The sequence below is a fragment of the Gilliamella sp. M0320 genome (genome assembly GCF_016101635.1).
Lineage (GTDB): Bacteria > Pseudomonadota > Gammaproteobacteria > Enterobacterales > Orbaceae > Gilliamella > Gilliamella apis.
Genome location: NZ_JACFQD010000003.1, coordinates 22,894 through 41,652 on the forward strand (window position 1 = coordinate 22,894; position 18,759 = coordinate 41,652).

General features: G+C 34.5%; 19 protein-coding genes. 8 read left to right on the forward strand and 11 right to left on the reverse strand.

Annotated elements, in window-relative coordinates; genetic code table 11:
- Positions 1–76 precede the first annotated feature (76 nt).
- The 4 genes from H3T83_RS04650 to H3T83_RS04665 all read left to right on the forward strand — a co-directional run bounded on the left by H3T83_RS04650 (position 77) and on the right by H3T83_RS04665 (position 3,175).
- The gene (locus H3T83_RS04650; protein WP_065578265.1) at positions 77–982 is read left to right on the forward strand and encodes a LysR family transcriptional regulator ArgP; all 906 of its coding nucleotides are present in this window, start codon (positions 77–79) and stop codon (positions 980–982) included.
- A gap of 82 nt (positions 983–1,064) precedes the next feature.
- The gene (gene hemE, locus H3T83_RS04655) at positions 1,065–2,135 is read left to right on the forward strand and encodes a uroporphyrinogen decarboxylase (RefSeq protein ID WP_198215228.1); all 1,071 of its coding nucleotides are present in this window, start codon (positions 1,065–1,067) and stop codon (positions 2,133–2,135) included.
- Entirely contained in the window at positions 2,132–2,725 is a 594-nt protein-coding gene (locus H3T83_RS04660) for a YjaG family protein (protein ID WP_065652089.1), read from the forward strand. The genes hemE and H3T83_RS04660 overlap by 4 nt, the downstream gene beginning before the upstream one ends.
- A 177-nt stretch (positions 2,726–2,902) precedes the next feature.
- Positions 2,903–3,175: an HU family DNA-binding protein gene (locus tag H3T83_RS04665; protein ID WP_065578268.1), complete on the forward strand. Its 273-nt coding sequence runs from the start codon at positions 2,903–2,905 to the stop codon at positions 3,173–3,175.
- A gap of 154 nt (positions 3,176–3,329) precedes the next feature.
- On the opposite strand, the gene ybaK is transcribed toward H3T83_RS04665, so the two are convergent.
- The 4 genes from ybaK to glyQ form a co-directional block, all read right to left on the reverse strand.
- Positions 3,330–3,815: a Cys-tRNA(Pro) deacylase gene (ybaK, locus tag H3T83_RS04670; RefSeq protein WP_065578269.1), complete on the reverse strand. Its 486-nt coding sequence runs from the start codon at positions 3,813–3,815 to the stop codon at positions 3,330–3,332.
- Between the two features lie 85 nt (positions 3,816–3,900).
- Positions 3,901–4,713 carry a hypothetical protein gene (locus H3T83_RS04675; RefSeq protein ID WP_198215229.1) on the reverse strand — a complete coding sequence of 271 codons (813 nt, stop codon included), beginning with the start codon at positions 4,711–4,713 and terminating at the stop codon, positions 3,901–3,903.
- Between the two features lie 60 nt (positions 4,714–4,773).
- Complete coding sequence (gene glyS, locus H3T83_RS04680) at positions 4,774–6,846, reverse strand: glycine--tRNA ligase subunit beta (protein ID WP_370528008.1); 2,073 nt, start codon at positions 6,844–6,846, stop codon at positions 4,774–4,776.
- A gap of 10 nt (positions 6,847–6,856) precedes the next feature.
- A complete protein-coding gene (gene glyQ / locus H3T83_RS04685; RefSeq protein ID WP_065578272.1) occupies positions 6,857–7,789 on the reverse strand; it encodes a glycine--tRNA ligase subunit alpha in 933 nt (310 codons plus the stop codon).
- A gap of 262 nt (positions 7,790–8,051) precedes the next feature.
- Here glyQ and envC point away from each other — a divergent pair, with 262 nt between their 5' ends.
- Entirely contained in the window at positions 8,052–9,203 is a 1,152-nt protein-coding gene (envC, locus tag H3T83_RS04690) for a murein hydrolase activator EnvC (protein ID WP_165755073.1), read from the forward strand.
- Positions 9,200–10,015 carry a divergent polysaccharide deacetylase family protein gene (locus H3T83_RS04695; RefSeq protein ID WP_198215231.1) on the forward strand — a complete coding sequence of 272 codons (816 nt, stop codon included), beginning with the start codon at positions 9,200–9,202 and terminating at the stop codon, positions 10,013–10,015. Before envC ends, H3T83_RS04695 begins: the two co-directional genes overlap by 4 nt.
- A 6-nt stretch (positions 10,016–10,021) precedes the next feature.
- Here the strand turns inward: H3T83_RS04695 and rapZ are convergent, their stop codons facing one another.
- From rapZ to dsbB, 4 genes are all read right to left on the reverse strand, one after another.
- Complete coding sequence (gene rapZ, locus H3T83_RS04700) at positions 10,022–10,870, reverse strand: RNase adapter RapZ (RefSeq protein WP_086361692.1); 849 nt, start codon at positions 10,868–10,870, stop codon at positions 10,022–10,024.
- A 101-nt stretch (positions 10,871–10,971) separates the two neighbouring features.
- The gene (locus tag H3T83_RS04705; protein ID WP_198215232.1) at positions 10,972–11,568 is read right to left on the reverse strand and encodes an XTP/dITP diphosphatase; all 597 of its coding nucleotides are present in this window, start codon (positions 11,566–11,568) and stop codon (positions 10,972–10,974) included.
- Between the two features lie 78 nt (positions 11,569–11,646).
- On the reverse strand, positions 11,647–12,303 hold the full coding sequence (gene rluA / locus H3T83_RS04710) for a bifunctional tRNA pseudouridine(32) synthase/23S rRNA pseudouridine(746) synthase RluA (RefSeq protein ID WP_198215233.1): 657 nt from the start codon (positions 12,301–12,303) through the stop codon (positions 11,647–11,649).
- A gap of 74 nt (positions 12,304–12,377) precedes the next feature.
- A complete protein-coding gene (dsbB, locus tag H3T83_RS04715; protein WP_065578278.1) occupies positions 12,378–12,911 on the reverse strand; it encodes a disulfide bond formation protein DsbB in 534 nt (177 codons plus the stop codon).
- Between the two features lie 150 nt (positions 12,912–13,061).
- Between dsbB and rluC the strand changes: the two genes are divergently transcribed.
- Both rluC and H3T83_RS04725 read left to right on the forward strand, forming a co-directional pair.
- Complete coding sequence (gene rluC / locus H3T83_RS04720; RefSeq protein WP_198215234.1) at positions 13,062–14,042, forward strand: 23S rRNA pseudouridine(955/2504/2580) synthase RluC; 981 nt, start codon at positions 13,062–13,064, stop codon at positions 14,040–14,042.
- A 26-nt stretch (positions 14,043–14,068) separates the two neighbouring features.
- Positions 14,069–14,728 (forward strand): histidine phosphatase family protein, encoded by a 660-nt coding sequence (locus H3T83_RS04725; protein ID WP_034900902.1) that lies wholly within the window; start codon positions 14,069–14,071, stop codon positions 14,726–14,728.
- A gap of 62 nt (positions 14,729–14,790) precedes the next feature.
- On the opposite strand, the gene H3T83_RS04730 is transcribed toward H3T83_RS04725, so the two are convergent.
- From H3T83_RS04730 to proS, 3 genes are all read right to left on the reverse strand, one after another.
- Positions 14,791–16,242: a M48 family metalloprotease gene (locus tag H3T83_RS04730; RefSeq protein WP_198215235.1), complete on the reverse strand. Its 1,452-nt coding sequence runs from the start codon at positions 16,240–16,242 to the stop codon at positions 14,791–14,793.
- 154 nt (positions 16,243–16,396) lie between these two features.
- The gene (locus tag H3T83_RS04735) at positions 16,397–16,534 is read right to left on the reverse strand and encodes a hypothetical protein (protein ID WP_198215236.1); all 138 of its coding nucleotides are present in this window, start codon (positions 16,532–16,534) and stop codon (positions 16,397–16,399) included.
- Between the two features lie 446 nt (positions 16,535–16,980).
- The gene (proS, locus tag H3T83_RS04740) at positions 16,981–18,696 is read right to left on the reverse strand and encodes a proline--tRNA ligase (protein WP_198215237.1); all 1,716 of its coding nucleotides are present in this window, start codon (positions 18,694–18,696) and stop codon (positions 16,981–16,983) included.
- Positions 18,697–18,759: the final 63 nt, after the last annotated feature.

The window sequence follows — 18,759 nt, forward strand, 5'->3', positions numbered from 1 at the left end:
GATCGATTTCAAATTTTTTGCAAAATAAAAATAGCTTGAATGACCAAGCAAAGATCAAATCATTAGTAAAGAGATTATGAAGCGTCCAGATTATAGAGCATTACAAGCATTAGATGCAGTGATAAAAGAACGAGGATTTGAACGAGCGGCCGATAAACTGTGTATCACACAACCAGCGGTTTCGCAACGTATTAAGCAATTAGAAAGCTTTTTTGGTCAGCAACTATTAGTACGAACTATTCCTCCAAAAGCAACCAAGCAAGGTGAACATCTTCTCGGATTATTGCATCAAGTTGAATTATTAGAGCAGCAATGGTTAGGTGATAATGAACAAAATACTACACCATTGTCATTATCAATTGCTATTAATGCCGATTCTTTAGCAACATGGTTTTTACCTGCATTAAAACCAGTTCTCGATAAAAATATTTTACGTTTTGATATTCAAGTTAAAGATGAAGAGCATACCTTAGAACTTTTACGTTTAGGTACTGTTGTTGCTGCAATTAGTATTCAACCAAATCCTTTACCAGGATGCTTATCAGATTTATTAGGCGCATTAGATTATATCTTTGTTGCTTCGCCCGAATTTGCAAAAAAATATTTTCCGAATGGGGTAACCCGTTCATCGCTTTTAAAAGCACCAGCGGTCGCTTTTGATCACTTAGATGATATGCATCAAGCCTTTTTACAGGAAAATTTTAATTTGACACCAGGCAGTGTAATTTGCCATATCACTAGTTCGTCAGAAGCTTTTGTTCAGTTAGCTAAACAAGGCTCTGCATGTTGTATGATTCCTATGTTACAAGTTGAGCAAGAGTTAAAAACAGGCGAATTAGTTAATTTAACTGAAGGTTTATTCCAAAGGCGAATGCTGTATTGGCATCGCTTTGCTCCTGAAAGTAGTGTAATGCAAAATATCTCCGAAACATTAATTCGTTATGCGCAGCGAATATTATCTCAGCCAGCGGAACGAAAATAACTGCCGCATAAACTATTTATAGCTAACTAACTTGTTGCTTTAACTATTTTATTAGCAACTAGCAAATTTATAGAACTAAAAGATGAGCCAATTGAAAAACGATCGTTACTTACGCGCATTACAGTGTTTGCCGGTAGATTACACGCCAGTTTGGATGATGCGTCAAGCTGGTCGCTATTTGCCTGAATATCGACAGCTTAGAGCAAAAGCAGGTGATTTTATGACAATGTGTCAAACGCCAGAACTCGCATGTGAAGTGACTTTACAACCGTTGCGACGCTTTGAACTTGATGCCGCAATTATCTTTTCTGACATCTTAACCATTCCTGATGCTATGGGACTTGGATTATATTTTGAAGCTGGTGAAGGTCCAAAATTTGAAAAAACAATTTCTAGTTTGGTAGATATAGAACAATTGCCAATACCCGATCCAGAACTATCACTTAAATATGTGATGGATGCTATTCGTTTAACTAAGCAAGAGTTAGCTGGTAAAGTCCCCTTAATTGGCTTTTCTGGTAGTCCATGGACATTAGCCACTTATATGATTGAAGGTGGTAGTAGTAAAGCTTTTACAAAAATAAAGAAAATGCTTTATTGTGAACCAAAAGCGTTGCATCTATTATTAGAAAAATTGGCTAATAGTGTGGCAATGTATCTAAATGCACAAATTGATGCTGGTGCGCAAGCGATTATGATATTTGATACTTGGGGTGGGGTACTTAGCCATCAAAGTTATCGTGAATTTTCTTTGCATTATATGCAATTAATTCTTTCGCAATTAAAGCGTGGTAAGAAAAGTAACAATATTACTTCTTATGTCCCTGTTACGCTATTTACCAAAGGGGGGGGATTATGGTTGGATACAATTTGTCAATCAGGAAGTGATGCAATAGGTGTTGATTGGACAGTGGATTTGAATCTAATTGCTCAAAAGGGTAATATTGCTATACAAGGTAATCTAGATCCTTCAATATTGTACGCTAACAGAGAAACCATAGAGTCTCAAGTTGAATCGGTGCTGACTGATTTTGGCTACTATAATGGCCATATTTTTAATCTAGGGCATGGTATTCATCAAGATACCCCAATTGAGCATGTACAATATTTAGTTAATGCAGTACATCAACAGTCCAAAAGGTTCCATTTATGATTAAAAATCCAGTTCAATTGAGAATAGCAAAGCTAGCTGTATGGCAACAGCGTTTATTTATGATTTGTTTATGTGAACGAATGTATCCAAACTATGTTTATTATTGCCGTTTACAACAAGATGAACAATCAGCTGTCGGCTATAAAAAAATTCTTGATTTAATCTGGGAGTCATTATTAGTAGAAAATGTTAAAATCAATTTTGATTTACAACTTGAAAAACTGGAATTGATAATTCCAATCCTCAACGAGGATAGTCCGTATATGGTTTATCCTGCTATTGATGCTTGTCAGGCGCTGAGCGAGATTTTACATTCTTATATCAGTGGTGAAATAGTCGAACATTCGGCTAAAGTGAGTAGTATATCGGCTACTACAGTGGCTGAATTTGAAATGACTAAGGATAATATTGAACTTTCGGAGCAAGAACAATCGCAATTACCTAGTGTTGTTGAAGAATTTGACTTACAATGGGATATTTTTCGATTATTAAGTAATGAAAACAATGAAATGGTTGATCTAATTAAAGGCCTAAAGGAAGATATAAGATTGACTAAAACGAGCAATATTGGTGTTTTTTTGAGCAATTAAGTCGCTTACGGAGTGATTTTTTTAATTTTTATTAAATTTTTCTTTAACATTACACAAATATAGACTACATTTAACAACAATGTAATCTGAATAATGTTTACAGAAGCAAAATTAAGTGATTAACTTTGCTAAAAAATGTTAACTTTAACAATAAAATAAATATGTAAGGATATCTCCATGAATAAAACAGAACTTGTAGATGCTATCGCTAGTAAAGCTGATATTACTAAAGTTGCCGCTAAAACAGCGTTAGAAGCAACTCTTGCTGCTATCACTGAATCACTAAAAGCTGGTGAGCCGGTTCAACTAGTTGGTTTTGGTACATTTAAAGTTAATGCTCGTAAAGCTCGTATTGGCCGTAATCCAAAAACTGGTAAAGAAATCAAAATTGCAGCAAGCAAAGTGCCTGCATTTGTTTCGGGTAAAAGCTTAAAAGAAGCAATCAAATAATATTACTGCTTTTTTTCCTATCATTATTGATAGGGTAGCATCTAAGGCCATACATGGATAAGTTATGGCCTTGTTGTTAATCTCAAATTCTCTTCTTTTTTCTTTTTAGAATCTGTTTGTTTTTCTTAATTATTATCAATTTTTATCAATATAGTTAATTAGACAATTTGCTAAATTTAGCATTCAATAGATTGGCTAAATCAGCTGGAGATATTTCAATTTCTAATCCTCTTTTGCCACCAGATACCAACATAGTTTGGTACTGTTTAGCACTAATATCAATCAGTGTCGGTAATAATTTTTTTTGACCCAATGGGCTGATTCCACCCACTATATAGCCAGTCGTTTTTTGTGCTAAATGTGGATCAGCCAACTCAATTTTTTTACAATCTAGTATTTTAGCAACTTGTTTTAGATCTAAAGAACAATTAACTGGTATAACACAAACAGCCAATGTCTTATTATCACCATTGATACTCACTATTAAAGTTTTAAATATTTGACTAGTAGCAATATTAAGTTCTAATCCAAGCTTATTTGCGGCTTCTTGACCATAATGAGTTTGATCGGCATCGTGCTGATATTGATGAATATTAAATTTTATTTTCTGATTTTTTAGTAATCTAATGGCTGGCGTCATAATAATAACCGTAACATAAAGATTTTTGGTGAGAATTAGAAATTAATAATCCCTATTAAATTTTATTAATAGGGATTAATGATAATTAAGAAATTATTAGTTTGTTATTATCGTCTGATTTTGTCGATTCAATATTATTATTTATGCTGTATAAACGATAAAAGAAGCTAAATATAAAGAAATCAGCAAACACACCTAGTGAGGTAGATATAACATCAAAAACAATATTTTTTCCTAAAGAACTTATACCATTCAGTATTCCAGTAAAAATAACGCTGATTAAAATCATTAAAACAGGCGCTTTCCAATTTTGGAAGAAAAACATGTGGCAGGCGTTAAATCTTTGAAAAAAAGGCGTCGAGTTAGGTTGTGCTGCTGAAACGAGAAAATAATTAAAAATCGACTTATAAATTACTAAAACCGTACAACCTATCACCAATATTAATAGTAATGATACCATTTTGGGTACAAGCAATCCTATTATGCTAAAGACCAGTAAGAATAAAATAGCGATAGGAATACAAATTAACATATATAAAACAGAAAAACCAAGTATATTCAGGCATATTGGTAGTATTCGTGACAATATTAAACTTGGATTAAGTTTGTTACTCATTGATAAATTACAGATAATGCTTAATATTATTGAAACCAAAACTATATTCACCAAATATAGAATTATGACGGTTTTCATAAAATAATCGGGAATCATACCGAATTGATTAAAATACTCTAATTCTAGCATTAGTTGGTTAGGATTAATTATAGAATATATAACTAAAGTATTAATTAAACCAAGTACAATACTTGATATTGCTATTAGGGAAAATCGATTACGGATAAAGTTAATCGTTTGTTGAAAAATAGCTGTAAATGAAAGGTTTTTTTGTGAATCCATCATGTTTCCTTATATGTGGTAATACAAGTATTACCACGGTGTATAAATTCAATTTAATAATTATGATTGTAATAATGAAATATCGGCAACTTTCAAAAATAAATTTTGTAGTTTCTTTAAAAGAGCCAAGCGATTTAGTTTAATTTTTTCATCATCAACCATCACCATAACTTTCTCAAAAAAGGTATCTATAGGTGCTTTGAGGGATGCTAATTCAACTAAAGCCTCTTGATATTGTCCCTTAGCAAAATAAGGCGCTAACTTATCTGTTAATACCGCTATTTGCATCGCTAATTCGCCTTCAGCACCAGCTTCGAGCAATGAAGCGTTAATATTTTCAGGAATAGTATCTGCGGTCTTCGATAAAATATTTGATACTCGTTTGTTAGCTTCAGCTAATGAAGAAGCTTCTGGCAACGTTCTAAAATGTGTTACAGCGTTGACACGGGCATCAAAATCAGCCGGTCTAGTTGGATTGATAGCTAGTACTGCTTGAATCGTATCGATAGCAAATCCTTTTTCTTGATACCAAGCTCGGAATCGACCTTGCATAAAGTTGACAATGTCTTCAACAACATTTTTGTTAGTTAATTTATCACCATATAATGATGTGGCAAAATTAGCTAATTCAACTAAATCAATAGGTAAATCTTTTTCAACAATAATGCGTAATACGCCAATAGCTGCTCGACGAAGCGCAAAAGGATCTTTATCTCCTTTTGGATGTTGTCCAATACCAAAAATACCCGCTAATGTATCCATTTTCTCTGCAATTGAGACCGCACTAGCAACCGCTGTACTTGGTAACTCATCACCAGAAAAACGTGGTTTGTATTGTTCTTCAATAGCCGTGGCAACTTCGATACTTTCACCATCTTTAATCGCTAAATATCGTCCCATAATGCCTTGAGTTTCAGGAAATTCAAATACAGTATTGGTGACTAAATCACATTTAGTTAATTTTCCTGCTCGTTTGGCTTGTTCAACATTAGCGCCTGTTTTTTCAGCAATAAAACCTGATAAAGCTTCAATGCGGAATGCTTTATCTTTAACTGTACCTAATTGTTGTTGGAATAAAACAGTTTCAAGGCGAGGAAGACGAGCTTCTAAGCTTTGTTTCAAGTCTGTTTTATAAAAGAATTCAGCATCAGCTAAACGTGGGCGTACGACTTTTTCATTACCTGAAATAACAACTTGCGGATCTTTGGACTCAATATTGGCAACAAAAATGAAATTTGGTAACAATTTTCCTTGTTTGTCATAAACAGGGAAATATTTTTGATCGCCTTTCATGGTATATACCAATGATTCAGCTGGAACCTCTAAAAATCTTTCTTCAAATTTAGCAGTCAATACCACTGGCCATTCAACTAATGATGAAACTTCTTCAAGTAAGCTTTCGGTTAAGTCTGCTTTACCATTAAGTTTAGCTGCTGCTTCTTCAGCTTGCTGTTTAATGATTGATTTTCGCTTGTTATAGTCAGCGACGACTTTACCTCGTTGCTCAAGAATTTCTGGATATTGATCCGCATTATCAATAGTAAATTGTTGCTCACCCATAAAGCGGTGACCACGAATGATTCGGTTTGATTGAATATCTAAAATGATACCTGGTACTAGCTCATCACCATATAACATCGTGACTGTATGACTAGGTCGAATAAATTCAACTTGACGAGCTGCCCAGCGCATCGGTTTAGGAATCGGCAATTTATTTAAGGCATTTTTAACCATATCACAAAGTAAATTGACAACAGGTTGACCTTTTTGATTGTGAGTATAAGATAGCCATTCGCCTTTATCGGTTTGAATTCGTTCTGCTTGTGATATATCAATCCCACAACCACGAGCCCAACCTTCTGCTGCTTTTGTCGGATTACCATTTGCATCAAATGCTGCACTGACTGCTGGTCCCCGTTTAACAATTTGGCTATCTGGTTGAGTATCATTTAAATTCAAAACTTTTAATGCTAAACGGCGTGGTGATGCATACCAAAGTACTTCACCATGTTCTAAATTAGCATTATCAAGTTGTTCAATAAAATTAGCTGCAAAGCTTTCAGCTAAAGTACGGAGTGATTTTGGTGGTAACTCTTCAGTACCGATTTCCACTAAAAATGTTTTTTGCATAATATATCAACTCCTACTTTGCTGCATTTGGTTTAGAACTTGAATTTTGGCACATTGGAAATCCTAGTGCTTCACGAGATGCGTAATATGCTTCAGCCACCATTTTGGTTAATGTTCTGATTCGCAATATATAACGTTGGCGTTCGGTTACCGAAATTGCTTTACGAGCATCTAATAAATTAAAACAGTGAGCTGCTTTCAAAATACGTTCGTAAGCTGGTAATGGTAGTGGTTTTTCTAATTCAAGTAATAATTTTGCTTCTTTTTCATGTTGTTCAAAACAATAAAATAAGAAATCAATATTAGCGTATTCGAAATTATAGGTTGATTGTTCGACTTCATTTTGATGAAAAACATCACCATAAGTAGTTTTACCAAATGCTCCATCGCTCCAAACTAAGTCGTAAACACTATCTACACCTTGGATATACATTGCTAGTCGTTCTAATCCATAGGTAATTTCACCGGTGACTGGTTTACATTCAAGCCCACCGACTTGTTGGAAATAGGTAAATTGCGTCACTTCCATGCCATTTAGCCATACTTCCCAACCTAATCCCCATGCACCTAATGTTGGGTTTTCCCAGTTATCTTCTACAAAACGAATATCGTTGATAGTTGGATCAAGGCCAAGTTCTTTTAAAGATCCTAGATAGAGTTCTTGGATGTTATCTGGTGATGGTTTTAAGATAACTTGAAATTGATAATAATGCTGTAACCTATTTGGGTTTTCACCATAACGACCATCAGTTGGGCGGCGAGATGGTTGAACATAAGCTGCATTAATTGGTTCCGGACCAAGTGCTCGTAGACAGGTCATTGGATGAGAAGTACCCGCACCGACTTCCATATCTAATGGCTGAATCACTGTACAACCTTGATTAGCCCAGTAATCTTGTAACGTAAGTATTAAACCTTGGAAGGTTTTGACATTAAACTTTTGCATGATGTTATCTTTATGGTTGAATTAATTTTTCTACAAATTAAATAGTGCTACATTTTATACTTTTTATTAGAGCTTGTGAAATGCCTAATTACTTTATATTGATTAAGCTATACATGATAGTTTTCATTTTGCATCTTTAGCCATTTGTCGGTATAGTGAAGTCATCTATATTGCTTGGTAAAAAATCAAAAATAAAAAGGCCATGTCTATTTATCATAAACTGTTGATTATATTTTTTATTGGATTAATAAATACACACTTTGTGTATGCAGATGATAATCAACAATTACAATCGTTACGTCGTTCAATCGAAGAACAAGAGAAACGTCTAGCAGAGCAAAAAAAAGAGCGAACGCAATTGATTAATGATCTTAAAGATCAAGAGACAGAAATAGCAAAATTATTAACATCAATTGAGAAAAATAGTCTTACACTTAAAAAGTTAGACAGTGAAATCATTTCTTTAATTAAACAAATTGATGATTTAAAAATTAAACAACAACAACAACGCAATGAGTTAGCCAAACAGTTAGAAAGTGCTTTCAAGTTAGGAAAAAACACCAACTTTAAACTCATTTTTGCTAGCGAACAAAGTGAGCGTAATGAACGTCTTATTACCTATTTTCGTTATATTAATGAAGCAAGACAACAGCAAATAAATATGCTTCGTGAAACACAAGTTCAACTTAGTGAAAAGAAAACGGCTTTGAAAAAGACACAGAGCACGCAAAAAACGCTAAATACTAAACAGAAACAGGAACAGTTAGCTCTAGAAAAAAATCACCAGAATCGTAAAAAAACTATCAATTTGCTTGAGTCTTCAATGCAGAAAAATCAACAGAAATTAGACGAGTTAAAGAATAACGAAGCAAAATTACAGGCTAGAATTGCCCAAGCGGAACGAGAAAGTCGAAAAATAGCCGAAGAAGAGGCAAGGCAAGCAAAAAATATAGAAGAAAAACAACAAAAGAATACTAATTACACACTTAATGCTAACGAACGGGCATTAATGGCTCGAGTCAGTGGTATTGGTAAACCGCAACACCAATTTAATTGGCCAGTAAATGGTAATACTATTCATCGATTTGGTGAAACATTACAAGGTGAACTACGTTGGAAAGGTATGGTTATCGATGCCAGAGATGGCACTCAAGTTAAAGCTATTGCTGATGGACGAGTTATTTTAGCCAGCTGGTTACAAGGTTATGGATTTGTTGTTGCACTTGAACATGGTAAAGGCGATATGAGTTTATATGGTTATAATCAGCGCGTTTTAGTTGAAGTAGGCGAAAAAGTTCGAGCTCAACAGCCAATTGCTATTGTTGGCTCTAGTGGCGGTCAAAATACCGCTGGGCTTTATTTTGAAATTCGTCGAGATGGTAAAGCATTAGATCCAAGCGGCTGGTTAAAATGATAAAAAATCTGTTAAAAATAGGAGTATTACTTTTTTTATTTAAAGCTAATAGTGTATTAGCAGCAAAATTAGCATTAGTTATAGATGATTTTGGTTATCGCCAGCACAATGAAGAACAGATTATTTCATTTTCTCCTAACATCACTATTGCCGTTCTACCTCATTCGCCTAATGCTAGACGGATTGCGACTATTGCCCATCAACATGGTAATGATGTTATTATTCACTTACCCATGGCCCCTTTGGGAAAACAACCTTTAGAGAAAGATACTCTATTTCCCTATATGAGTGAGTTAGAAGTAAAAAGAATCGTTGATGATGCCGTCTCCCGTGTGCCGTATGCTATTGGTGTGAATAATCATATGGGCAGTTTAATGACTGCAAATTTAAATGGTATGCATAACGTGATGAAGGCGTTAAGTCACTATTCCATGTTTTTTTTAGATAGTAAAACGATAGGTAAGACCCAAGTAAAAAACGCAGCAAGTGAATACAATATAGCGGTTATTGGACGCGATGTATTTTTAGATGATCAGCAAAAAGAATATGCTATCGCTCAGCAGTTTGATTTGGCAATAAAAATTGCCCACAAAAATGGTCATGCCATTGCTATTGGTCATCCTCATCCACAAACTGTGAATGTCTTACGTACAAAATTAGCTAATTTACCTGATGATATTGAATTAGTAAAAGTTAGTCAGTTGATTACATCACTTCCAACTAAAACTAAACTTAAACCGACATTTAAAGATATATTTGAAAAATATAAAAAACGATTAAAAGATCTATCAAATGTTAATCCTATTGAATAACAGTAATTATTGTTTTTCAAGTGTACGATGACGAATTTGAACTTGTTTATTTTGTGCTTTAAAAAACTCGGCTAATTGTTCAGCGATAAAAACAGAACGATGTTGTCCACCGGTACAACCAATGGCAATAGTTAAATAGCTACGGTTATTTTTTTCTAACATAGGCAACCATTGTTGTAGATAATTGGCGGTTTGATAAATGAAATTCGTTACCTCATCATGTTTTAATAAATAGTTTTTAACGGGTTCATCTAAGCCGGTTAATGGTCGTAAAGAGATATCCCAATGGGGATTCGGTAAAAATCTAACGTCAAACACAAAATCAGCGTCGACGGGTAAACCATGTTTAAATCCAAATGATTCAAAGATCATGGTTAATTCTCGTTCTTTCTTACCTAAAACTCTGGTTCTAAGAATAGTTGATAACTCATGAACCGAAAGGTTGTCGGTATTTATCATCAAACTCGCATGTGATTTTAATGGCTCTAAGTAAGCCTCTTCAAGATCGATGGCTTCTTCTAATGAATATTTTTGATTAGTAAGGGGATGTATTCGTCTGGTTTCGCTATAACGTCGAATTAGTGTATTACGACTACAATCAAAAAAGATTATTTCCGGTGTAACCGAAGAGGGTAAGCGTTGGAGGACATCATGATTAAAATCAAAATTATCAGGCAAATTTCGAATATCTAGACTGACCGCAACAGGGGTATTATTATCTTTTAATGATTCAGCAAGTTGAGGCAATAACGCAATAGGAATATTATCAACACAATAAAATCCCATATCTTCTAGTGCACGTAATGCAATTGATTTTCCTGAACCTGAACGGCCACTTACTATCAATAATATCACAATATCAACTCCAAAATAATTGGTGTTCTAGTATATACTGTTTAGTTCAAAATGTGCAATTATTGGAAATAAGTAGTGAGCTGAAAAGCCAGATTATCTGGCTAATACTCAGTTTTTATTTTGGCGATTAATTGTTTAAGTGCTTGTCCTCGATGAGAAATTTGGCTTTTATGCTCTTTGGTTAGCTCTGCGGCACTACAATTAAGTTCTGGAACAAAAAATAATGGATCATAACCAAATCCACCATTGCCATGCGGTTCATTCAAAATTAATCCATTCCATTTTCCTAAACAGATAATAGGGGTTGGATCATTTTCATGTCGTATAAAAGCAAGCGCACAGTAGAAGTATGCAGTTCTTTTTTCTTTTGCTACATCCTTTAATGCAAGTAATAATTTCTCATTATTACTTTTATCATTGCCATGTTCTCCGGCATAACGAGCTGAATATATTCCTGGCTGACCATTTAGCGCATCAACAACTAAGCCAGAATCATCTGCAATCGCAGGTAATTTTGTCAATTTTGCAGTATGTCTAGCTTTTAAGATAGCATTTTCAATAAATGTTAAACCGGTTTCTTCAGCATCAGGAACATTGAATACACTTTGGGCTACAACATCAAAGCCAGCATTAGCCAAAAGCTGTTGTAATTCATTGACTTTTCCTTGGTTATTGGTAGCTAAAACAATTTTTTGCATTTTATGACTCCATAACTAATTTGTGTTATATATCTATTAGTAAGTTAAATATTACTAATAGATTTATTGTTTAAAATTTTAAAAATCTGGCTCACAACAAAATGTCATACTTTCCCCTGTTTTGGGGTGATTTATTGTAAGTAGTTGTGCATGTAACAATAATCGTTTTGACATCGAAAATGCTTCAGGATGAGCATAAAATTTATCCCCTAGAATGGGATGTCCGATTGCTTGCATATGAACTCGTAATTGATGGGAGCGTCCTGTAAACGGAAATAGTGCAACTCTGGTGGTATTATCATCATTACGGGAAATAACTTGATAATGGGTTAATGCATATTTGCCATTTTCGTGGTCAACCATTTGTCGTGGACGATTAGGCCAATCACAAATTAATGGTAATTCGACTTGGCCAATATCATTTTTAAGATGGCCATGAACTACGGCAATATAAGTTTTTTTCGGTACTCGTTCGCGGAATTGTTTTTTAATTTCTCTATCAGCCAATTTTGATAAAGCCGCAACCATGATACCACTGGTCGCCATATCGAGACGATGGACTGATTCAACATAACTATATTTTTGTTGTAAGCGATGAATAATGCTATCTATAAATTGTGGCTTATTGCCTGAAACAGATAATATACCGGGTTGTTTATTCACAACAACAATATGATCATCTTGATATAAAATAGTTAGCCACGGATCAATGGGGGGATGATATTCCAAAAGCATGTATGTGTGATAATTTGTAAAATTAAATTGCCACACATTCTAACAAACTCAACAAAAAGTGCCAGTCGAAAAGTTTATTTACTCCAGATTGACTTTTTACTCGGTGAAAATAGTTGAGAGAAGAGTATCACCAAACTCACTAAAAGGTAACAAGCAAAAATAATGATCATCCATTGCGACATTTCAATAGTTAAAAAAGACCAAATTTTGTCTGCACATGAGCCATAAGCATTAAACATGCTTGGTAACCATTCATTTAACGCTAACCAAGAAGGAAATTGCACATTAATAGCACAGGTATCACCTAGATTTGGTTCAAATTGTAAATGGGCATGAAACGTTGCTAAGTTAAAACCTTTAATGGCACTAATTAACCACACCAAAATACCTGCTAAGCGAAAAATTAGTTTGCTAGGCGCTATCAGTCCAATTAAGCTGCCAAGCATAATGCCGTAAATTGCACAACGTTGATAGATACATAATGTACAAGGGGCAAGGCCTAAGCCATGTTGAAAATAGAGAGCGGTTATTTCAAAAATAAAGGTGGAAAGAAATAACAAAAACCAAGCAACTCTACTGCGAGAGTATTGATTGAGCAGAGATAACATACTGTTTTATTCCTCCAGATTCCGTTATAATCGTTTTATATTCATTTTATTGAAATTAATCGATATTAATTTTTAGCCAGTAGTAGTGTAGTTTATTTTTTAATAATGTGAAACGACTTTTATTTATTAACGGTGGATTAATCTTTTCTTATGGACTCAAAAGTTCAACAAACAAAACAACAAGTTTCATTTGTCACAATTAGTGAAGAAAATGAAGCGCAACGCATTGATAACTTTCTTATTACATATCTTAAAGGTGTGCCTAAAAGTATGATTTATCGCATACTTAGAAAAGGTGAAGTTCGCGTTAACAAAAAAAGAATAAAACCAGAATACAAGCTAGCTATTGGTGATGAAGTGCGTATCCCACCTATACGCGTTTCCGAAAAAACGGTGCCTGAGATTTCCACAAAACTAAATAAAGTTGCTGATTTGGAGAAAGCGATCATTTATGAAGATGATGTAATTTTAGCCATTAATAAACCATCTGGAATTGCCGTACATGGTGGTAGTGGTCTAAGTTTTGGTGTTATTGAAGGATTAAGAGCCTTACGACCAGAAGCGAAATTTTTAGAATTAGTGCATCGAATTGACCGCGAAACATCAGGTATTTTATTGATTGCGAAAAAACGTTCTGCGTTAAAGTCACTGCATGAACAATTACGTTTGAAAAAGATGCAAAAGAATTATTTAGCTTTAGTGAAAGGTAATTGGCCTTCTGAATGCAAAGTTGTACAAGCACCATTACTAAAAAATGTTCTTAAAAGTGGTGAACGAGTGGTTAAAGTGAATGCCGAAGGAAAACCTTCAGAAACGAGATTTAAAGTAGAAGAACGCTTCGGTTTTGCAACCTTAGTTAAGGCGAGCCCAGTAACTGGTCGTACTCACCAAATTCGTGTGCATACTCAATATGCTAATCATCCGATTGCATTTGATGATCGCTATGGTGATAGTCAATTTGATGCATTATTAACTGATAGTAAACTTAATCGATTATTTTTACATGCCGCTAATGTAAAATTTATTCATCCGAAAACTTTACAGGAGATGCAATTACATGCCCCGTTGGATGATGTATTGCAAAATTGTTTGACAAAGATTAGAGATGATAAATATCAACAAACAGAATGATTAAAATGAGAAGGTAATTAATAAGCATGAAAGATCTTAATTTATACTTAATTAGACATGGTCAAACAGAATGGAATATTAAAGATCAGATGCAGGGGTCACAAAACTCACCTCTAACTGAAAATGGTATTTTAGGCGCCAAGATAACCGGAAAGCATCTTAAAAATATACCATTTATACAAGCCTATTCTAGCCCTCAACAACGTGCAATGGAAACTCGGGATTATATTATTAACGAAAATGACAATGTAATTCCTTCTTTTGAACTGGAAGGTTTGCGGGAAATGGATTTTGGTCTTTGGGAAGGTAGACATGTGCCTTCACTAAAAAAAGAATTCCCAGAATTTAATACCTATTTAACTGAACCAGAAAAGTTTGATGCATCTGTTAATCAAGGTGAAAATTACCTTGATGTACTTTCTCGTATGAAAAATGCTTTAAATGAAATTGTTAAAAATGCACCGCAAGATAATGGTAATATTTTAGTTGTATCACATGGTACGGTATTACGAATATTACTTTGTGTTTTAAATGGTGGCGATTGGCGTCAACATCGTGATGAAAACTATTTCCCACGAATGTTAAATACTAGTATTAGCGTGGTTAATTATAAACAGAATAATGAGCAACAAGAGGGTGAATATTCAGTTAAGTTTTATAATAATGTTGATCATTTAGACGATTAATTACTATTTTTTGTGACATTTTCAGGCTAATGCTATTAGTAACATTAGCCTGAAATACGAGTCTATCTCCTACTATAAACAGCATAACGTTTTTGCAACTGTTTTAATTGATTAATTCTGGCATCAATTTTTGCAATTAAGGTTTGATTACCTTTTGCTTGAGTTTTAGCATTAGTTAATAATCGAATCGCATCAGGAAACTTTCCTTCTAGCGCCACTGACTCTGCCCGTGCGCTCATCTCTTGAGCTCTTGACTTTAGTCCACCATAAGCAGTTATTAACAAATCCCAACCGTTAGTGTCATCATTGTGATCAAAAGTATAACGATGTAATAAACTCACTGCTTGCTGGTAATTTCGAGCTTTTACATAAGCGTTAGCTAGATTTAGTTGTAATGCGGAACTATCAGGTGATCTTTTTAATGCTGATTGAAGACGAGTAATTGCTGCACTACTATTATTAAGCGCTAAATCAATATCCGTCATTAGATCAATATACCAGATATTATTTGGATCATTATCTAATAATGGTTGTAATTGTTGTTTGGCTTTTAGGTAATTATTATTATTGTAATCAACTAAAGCATTAGCATAAATTACCGCTATTTTACTTTGTTCATTATTCAGTTTGCGATAATCTTCAATCAATATTCTTGCATTAGTTTTATTACTCATCAATATTGCTATTCTAGCTTTGGCTAGATAATAATTTAAAGATGGCGTAACAGTCTTTTTTGAGTATTGTAATGAACGATTACGAATATCTGATAAACGGCTATTAGGTAAAGGGTGAGTCATTAAGATTTCAGGTGGCTTACTGCTAAAGCGACTTTGATCGGCAAGTTTTTGTAGAAACTCAGAAGAAGCATAAGGATCAAATCCAGCTTTAGTTAATGTTCTAAGCCCAACTCTATCTGCCTCTTGTTCATTTGATTGAGTAAAACTAATCATACTTTGTGTTGAACTTGCCATAGTGGTTGTCATTGCTGCCATGCCAGCTTCTGGATTGGCTAAAGTTAGTAATAACGAGCCAAGAGTTGCCCCCCAAACGTATGGACTATTACTATTTTGAGCTTCCATTGCTCGAGCCAAATGGCGTTGTGTCACGTGCCCGATTTCATGAGCCATTACTGACGCTAATTGACTTTCATTATCGGTATCTAATATTAATTTTGAATGAACGACGACATTGCCCCCAAAAAAAGCAAAGGCATTAAGTACATTACTTCTCATAACATAAAAGTGAAAAGGCGTCTGTACTGAATCCGATTTGGAAACTAATTTTTTCCCTAAATCATTGATGTATTGATTTAAAACCGGATCATTAATAATCGGAGCACTACCACGTAACAAGCGCATATAATAATCGCCCATCTCTTTTTCTTGCCCGATGCTTAATGTAGCTGCAGCTGCGGTGCCCATATCGGGTAGCTTAATATTATCTGCATAAACGATCGATGCATTTTGCAATAATAACGACGAAGATACTATTAATGCGATTGCTTTTTTTAACATACTTTTAACTCATAAAAAAGATTAATAATTAAGTATTCTAGCTTAAAAAAAAGACAATATCACTTTGAATATTTTATCAATTTGAGCTATTACTTCTATATTATTTTATTTACTTGATTAAATAATGATGTTATTCCAATGCTGCATAGCGAATTTATTTAACATCAATATCAACATTCTTAATGTAGTTTTTGATATTGGGATAAATATTATAATGATTTCGAAACTCAGGTTGCATTAATTCATCAATAACTTGATGTTTACTCCAGTTTTGAAAAATTAAGCGATACATAGCAACAACTACGCCTGTGCGGTCACTGCCATGCTAACAATGAATCAATATCGGTTTAGGTGAATTTTTGATTGTTTTAAGGATTTGAATTATTTTTTTATCAGAAATATTTCCTGCTCGCATATTGATCCAAACCTCAGTGATGCCTGTAGTGACAACTTTATCTCGATCACTATGCCATAATCGCAGATTAATTATGGTTTTAATGCTAAGTTTACCAAGCTGTTTTATCTGTTTTAACGAGGATTGTTCAAGCGATATATATCGTTTGGTACTTGATAAAAGTTATTCACAATGAGGTTTGAATTAATTTAGACTAACAACTGCTAATAAAAAATCAAGTAACACAACAAAATAATGTTCACTATTTGGGCAATTTGCAAACCAAAGTGAGCCATTACTTGTTGTGTTCTATTTACCATTACTACAATTGTCTATTGTTATGTTTATTGTTGACGGCTTTTAATAAATTCAAGGATTTGATCTACTTTTACCAATTCTTTATCGCCACCAGCACGATGTTTATATTCTACATCACCATTATCAAGGTTACGGTCACCAATTACAATTGTATGTGGAATACCGATTAATTCAGCATCAGCAAACATAACACCTGGGCGCTCTTTTCGGTCATCAAATAATACTTCAATACCAGCGGCTTGAAGATCTGCATAAAGTTTTTCTGCAGTCGCTTGTACTCTTTCAGATTTGTGCATATTCATTGGAATAATAACAACGCTAAATGGTGCTATGGCTTCTGGCCAAATAATTCCACGATCGTCATGGCATTGTTCGATTGCAGCGGCAACTATTCGGCTAACGCCAATACCATAACAACCCATGATCATCACATGATTTTGGCCATCTTCACCTTGGACAGTTGCTTTCATGGCTTCTGAATATTTAGTACCAAGTTGGAAGATATGCCCAACTTCAATGCCTCGTTTAATTTGCAATGTACCTTTACCATCAGGGCTAATATCACCTTCGACCACATTACGAATATCTTCGATGCGAGGTAAAGCAACATCGCGTTGCCAATTGATATTGAAATAATGTTTATGGTCAATATTGGCACCAGCACCAAAATCACTCATTACAGCAACATCACGGTCAATAATCATTGGCATATTTAGGTTTATTGGTCCTAGAGAGCCCGGTCCTGCATTGACTAAGGCACGAATTTCATCTTCGGTTGCAAATTCAAGCGGAGTCGCCACAATATCGATTTTTTCCGCTTTGATTTCGTTTAAGGTATGATCACCACGGACTAATAAAGCTACAAGTTGGTGACCACTCTCTTTAGTGGCTTTAACCATTAATGTTTTAACGGTTTTTTCAATTGGTAAATTGAATTGTGCTACTAATTCATCTATAGTTTTGGCATTTGGAGTATCAACTAATTGCATCTCTTTGGTTGGCGCTTGGCGTGTTTGAGTTGGTGCTTGAGCCTGTGCCATTTCAATATTGGCAGCATAATCGGATTCCGTTGAAAAGACGATATCATCTTCGCCACTATCTGCTAATACTTGGAATTCATGTGACCAATTACCACCAATTGAGCCAGTATCAGCACGTACCGCTCTAAAATTTAAGCCAGCCCGAGTAAATACTGCACTGTAAGCTTTATACATATCATCATAAGTTTCTTGTAATGATTCTTGCGATGTGTGGAATGAGTATGCATCTTTCATAATAAATTCACGCGAACGCATCACACCAAAACGAGGGCGGACTTCGTCGCGGAATTTAGTTTGGATTTGATAAACATTTAGCGGTAATTGCTTATAAGAACTTACTTCATTACGTAGTAAGTCAGTGATTACTTCTTCATGAGTTGGCCCTAAGACAAAATCACGATCGCCACGATCTTTAATACGTAATAATTCAGGACCATATTGTTCCCAACGGCCACTTTCTTGCCATATATCGGCAGGTTGTACCACCGGCATTAATACTTCAATTGCACCGGCTTTATTCATCTCTTCACGAACAATATTTTCGACTTTTTTTAGTACGCGATAACCTGTGGGTAGCCATGTATATAATCCGGCAGCAACTTTACGGATCATACCGGCACGTAACATTAATTGATGGCTAATTACTTCAGCATCTGCTGGCGTTTCTTTTAATGTAGATAGAAGATATTTACTGGTTCGCATACATTTATCCCGAAAAATAATTTATATATAAATATAATAAAAATGTTAGCTAGTTTAGCAGTA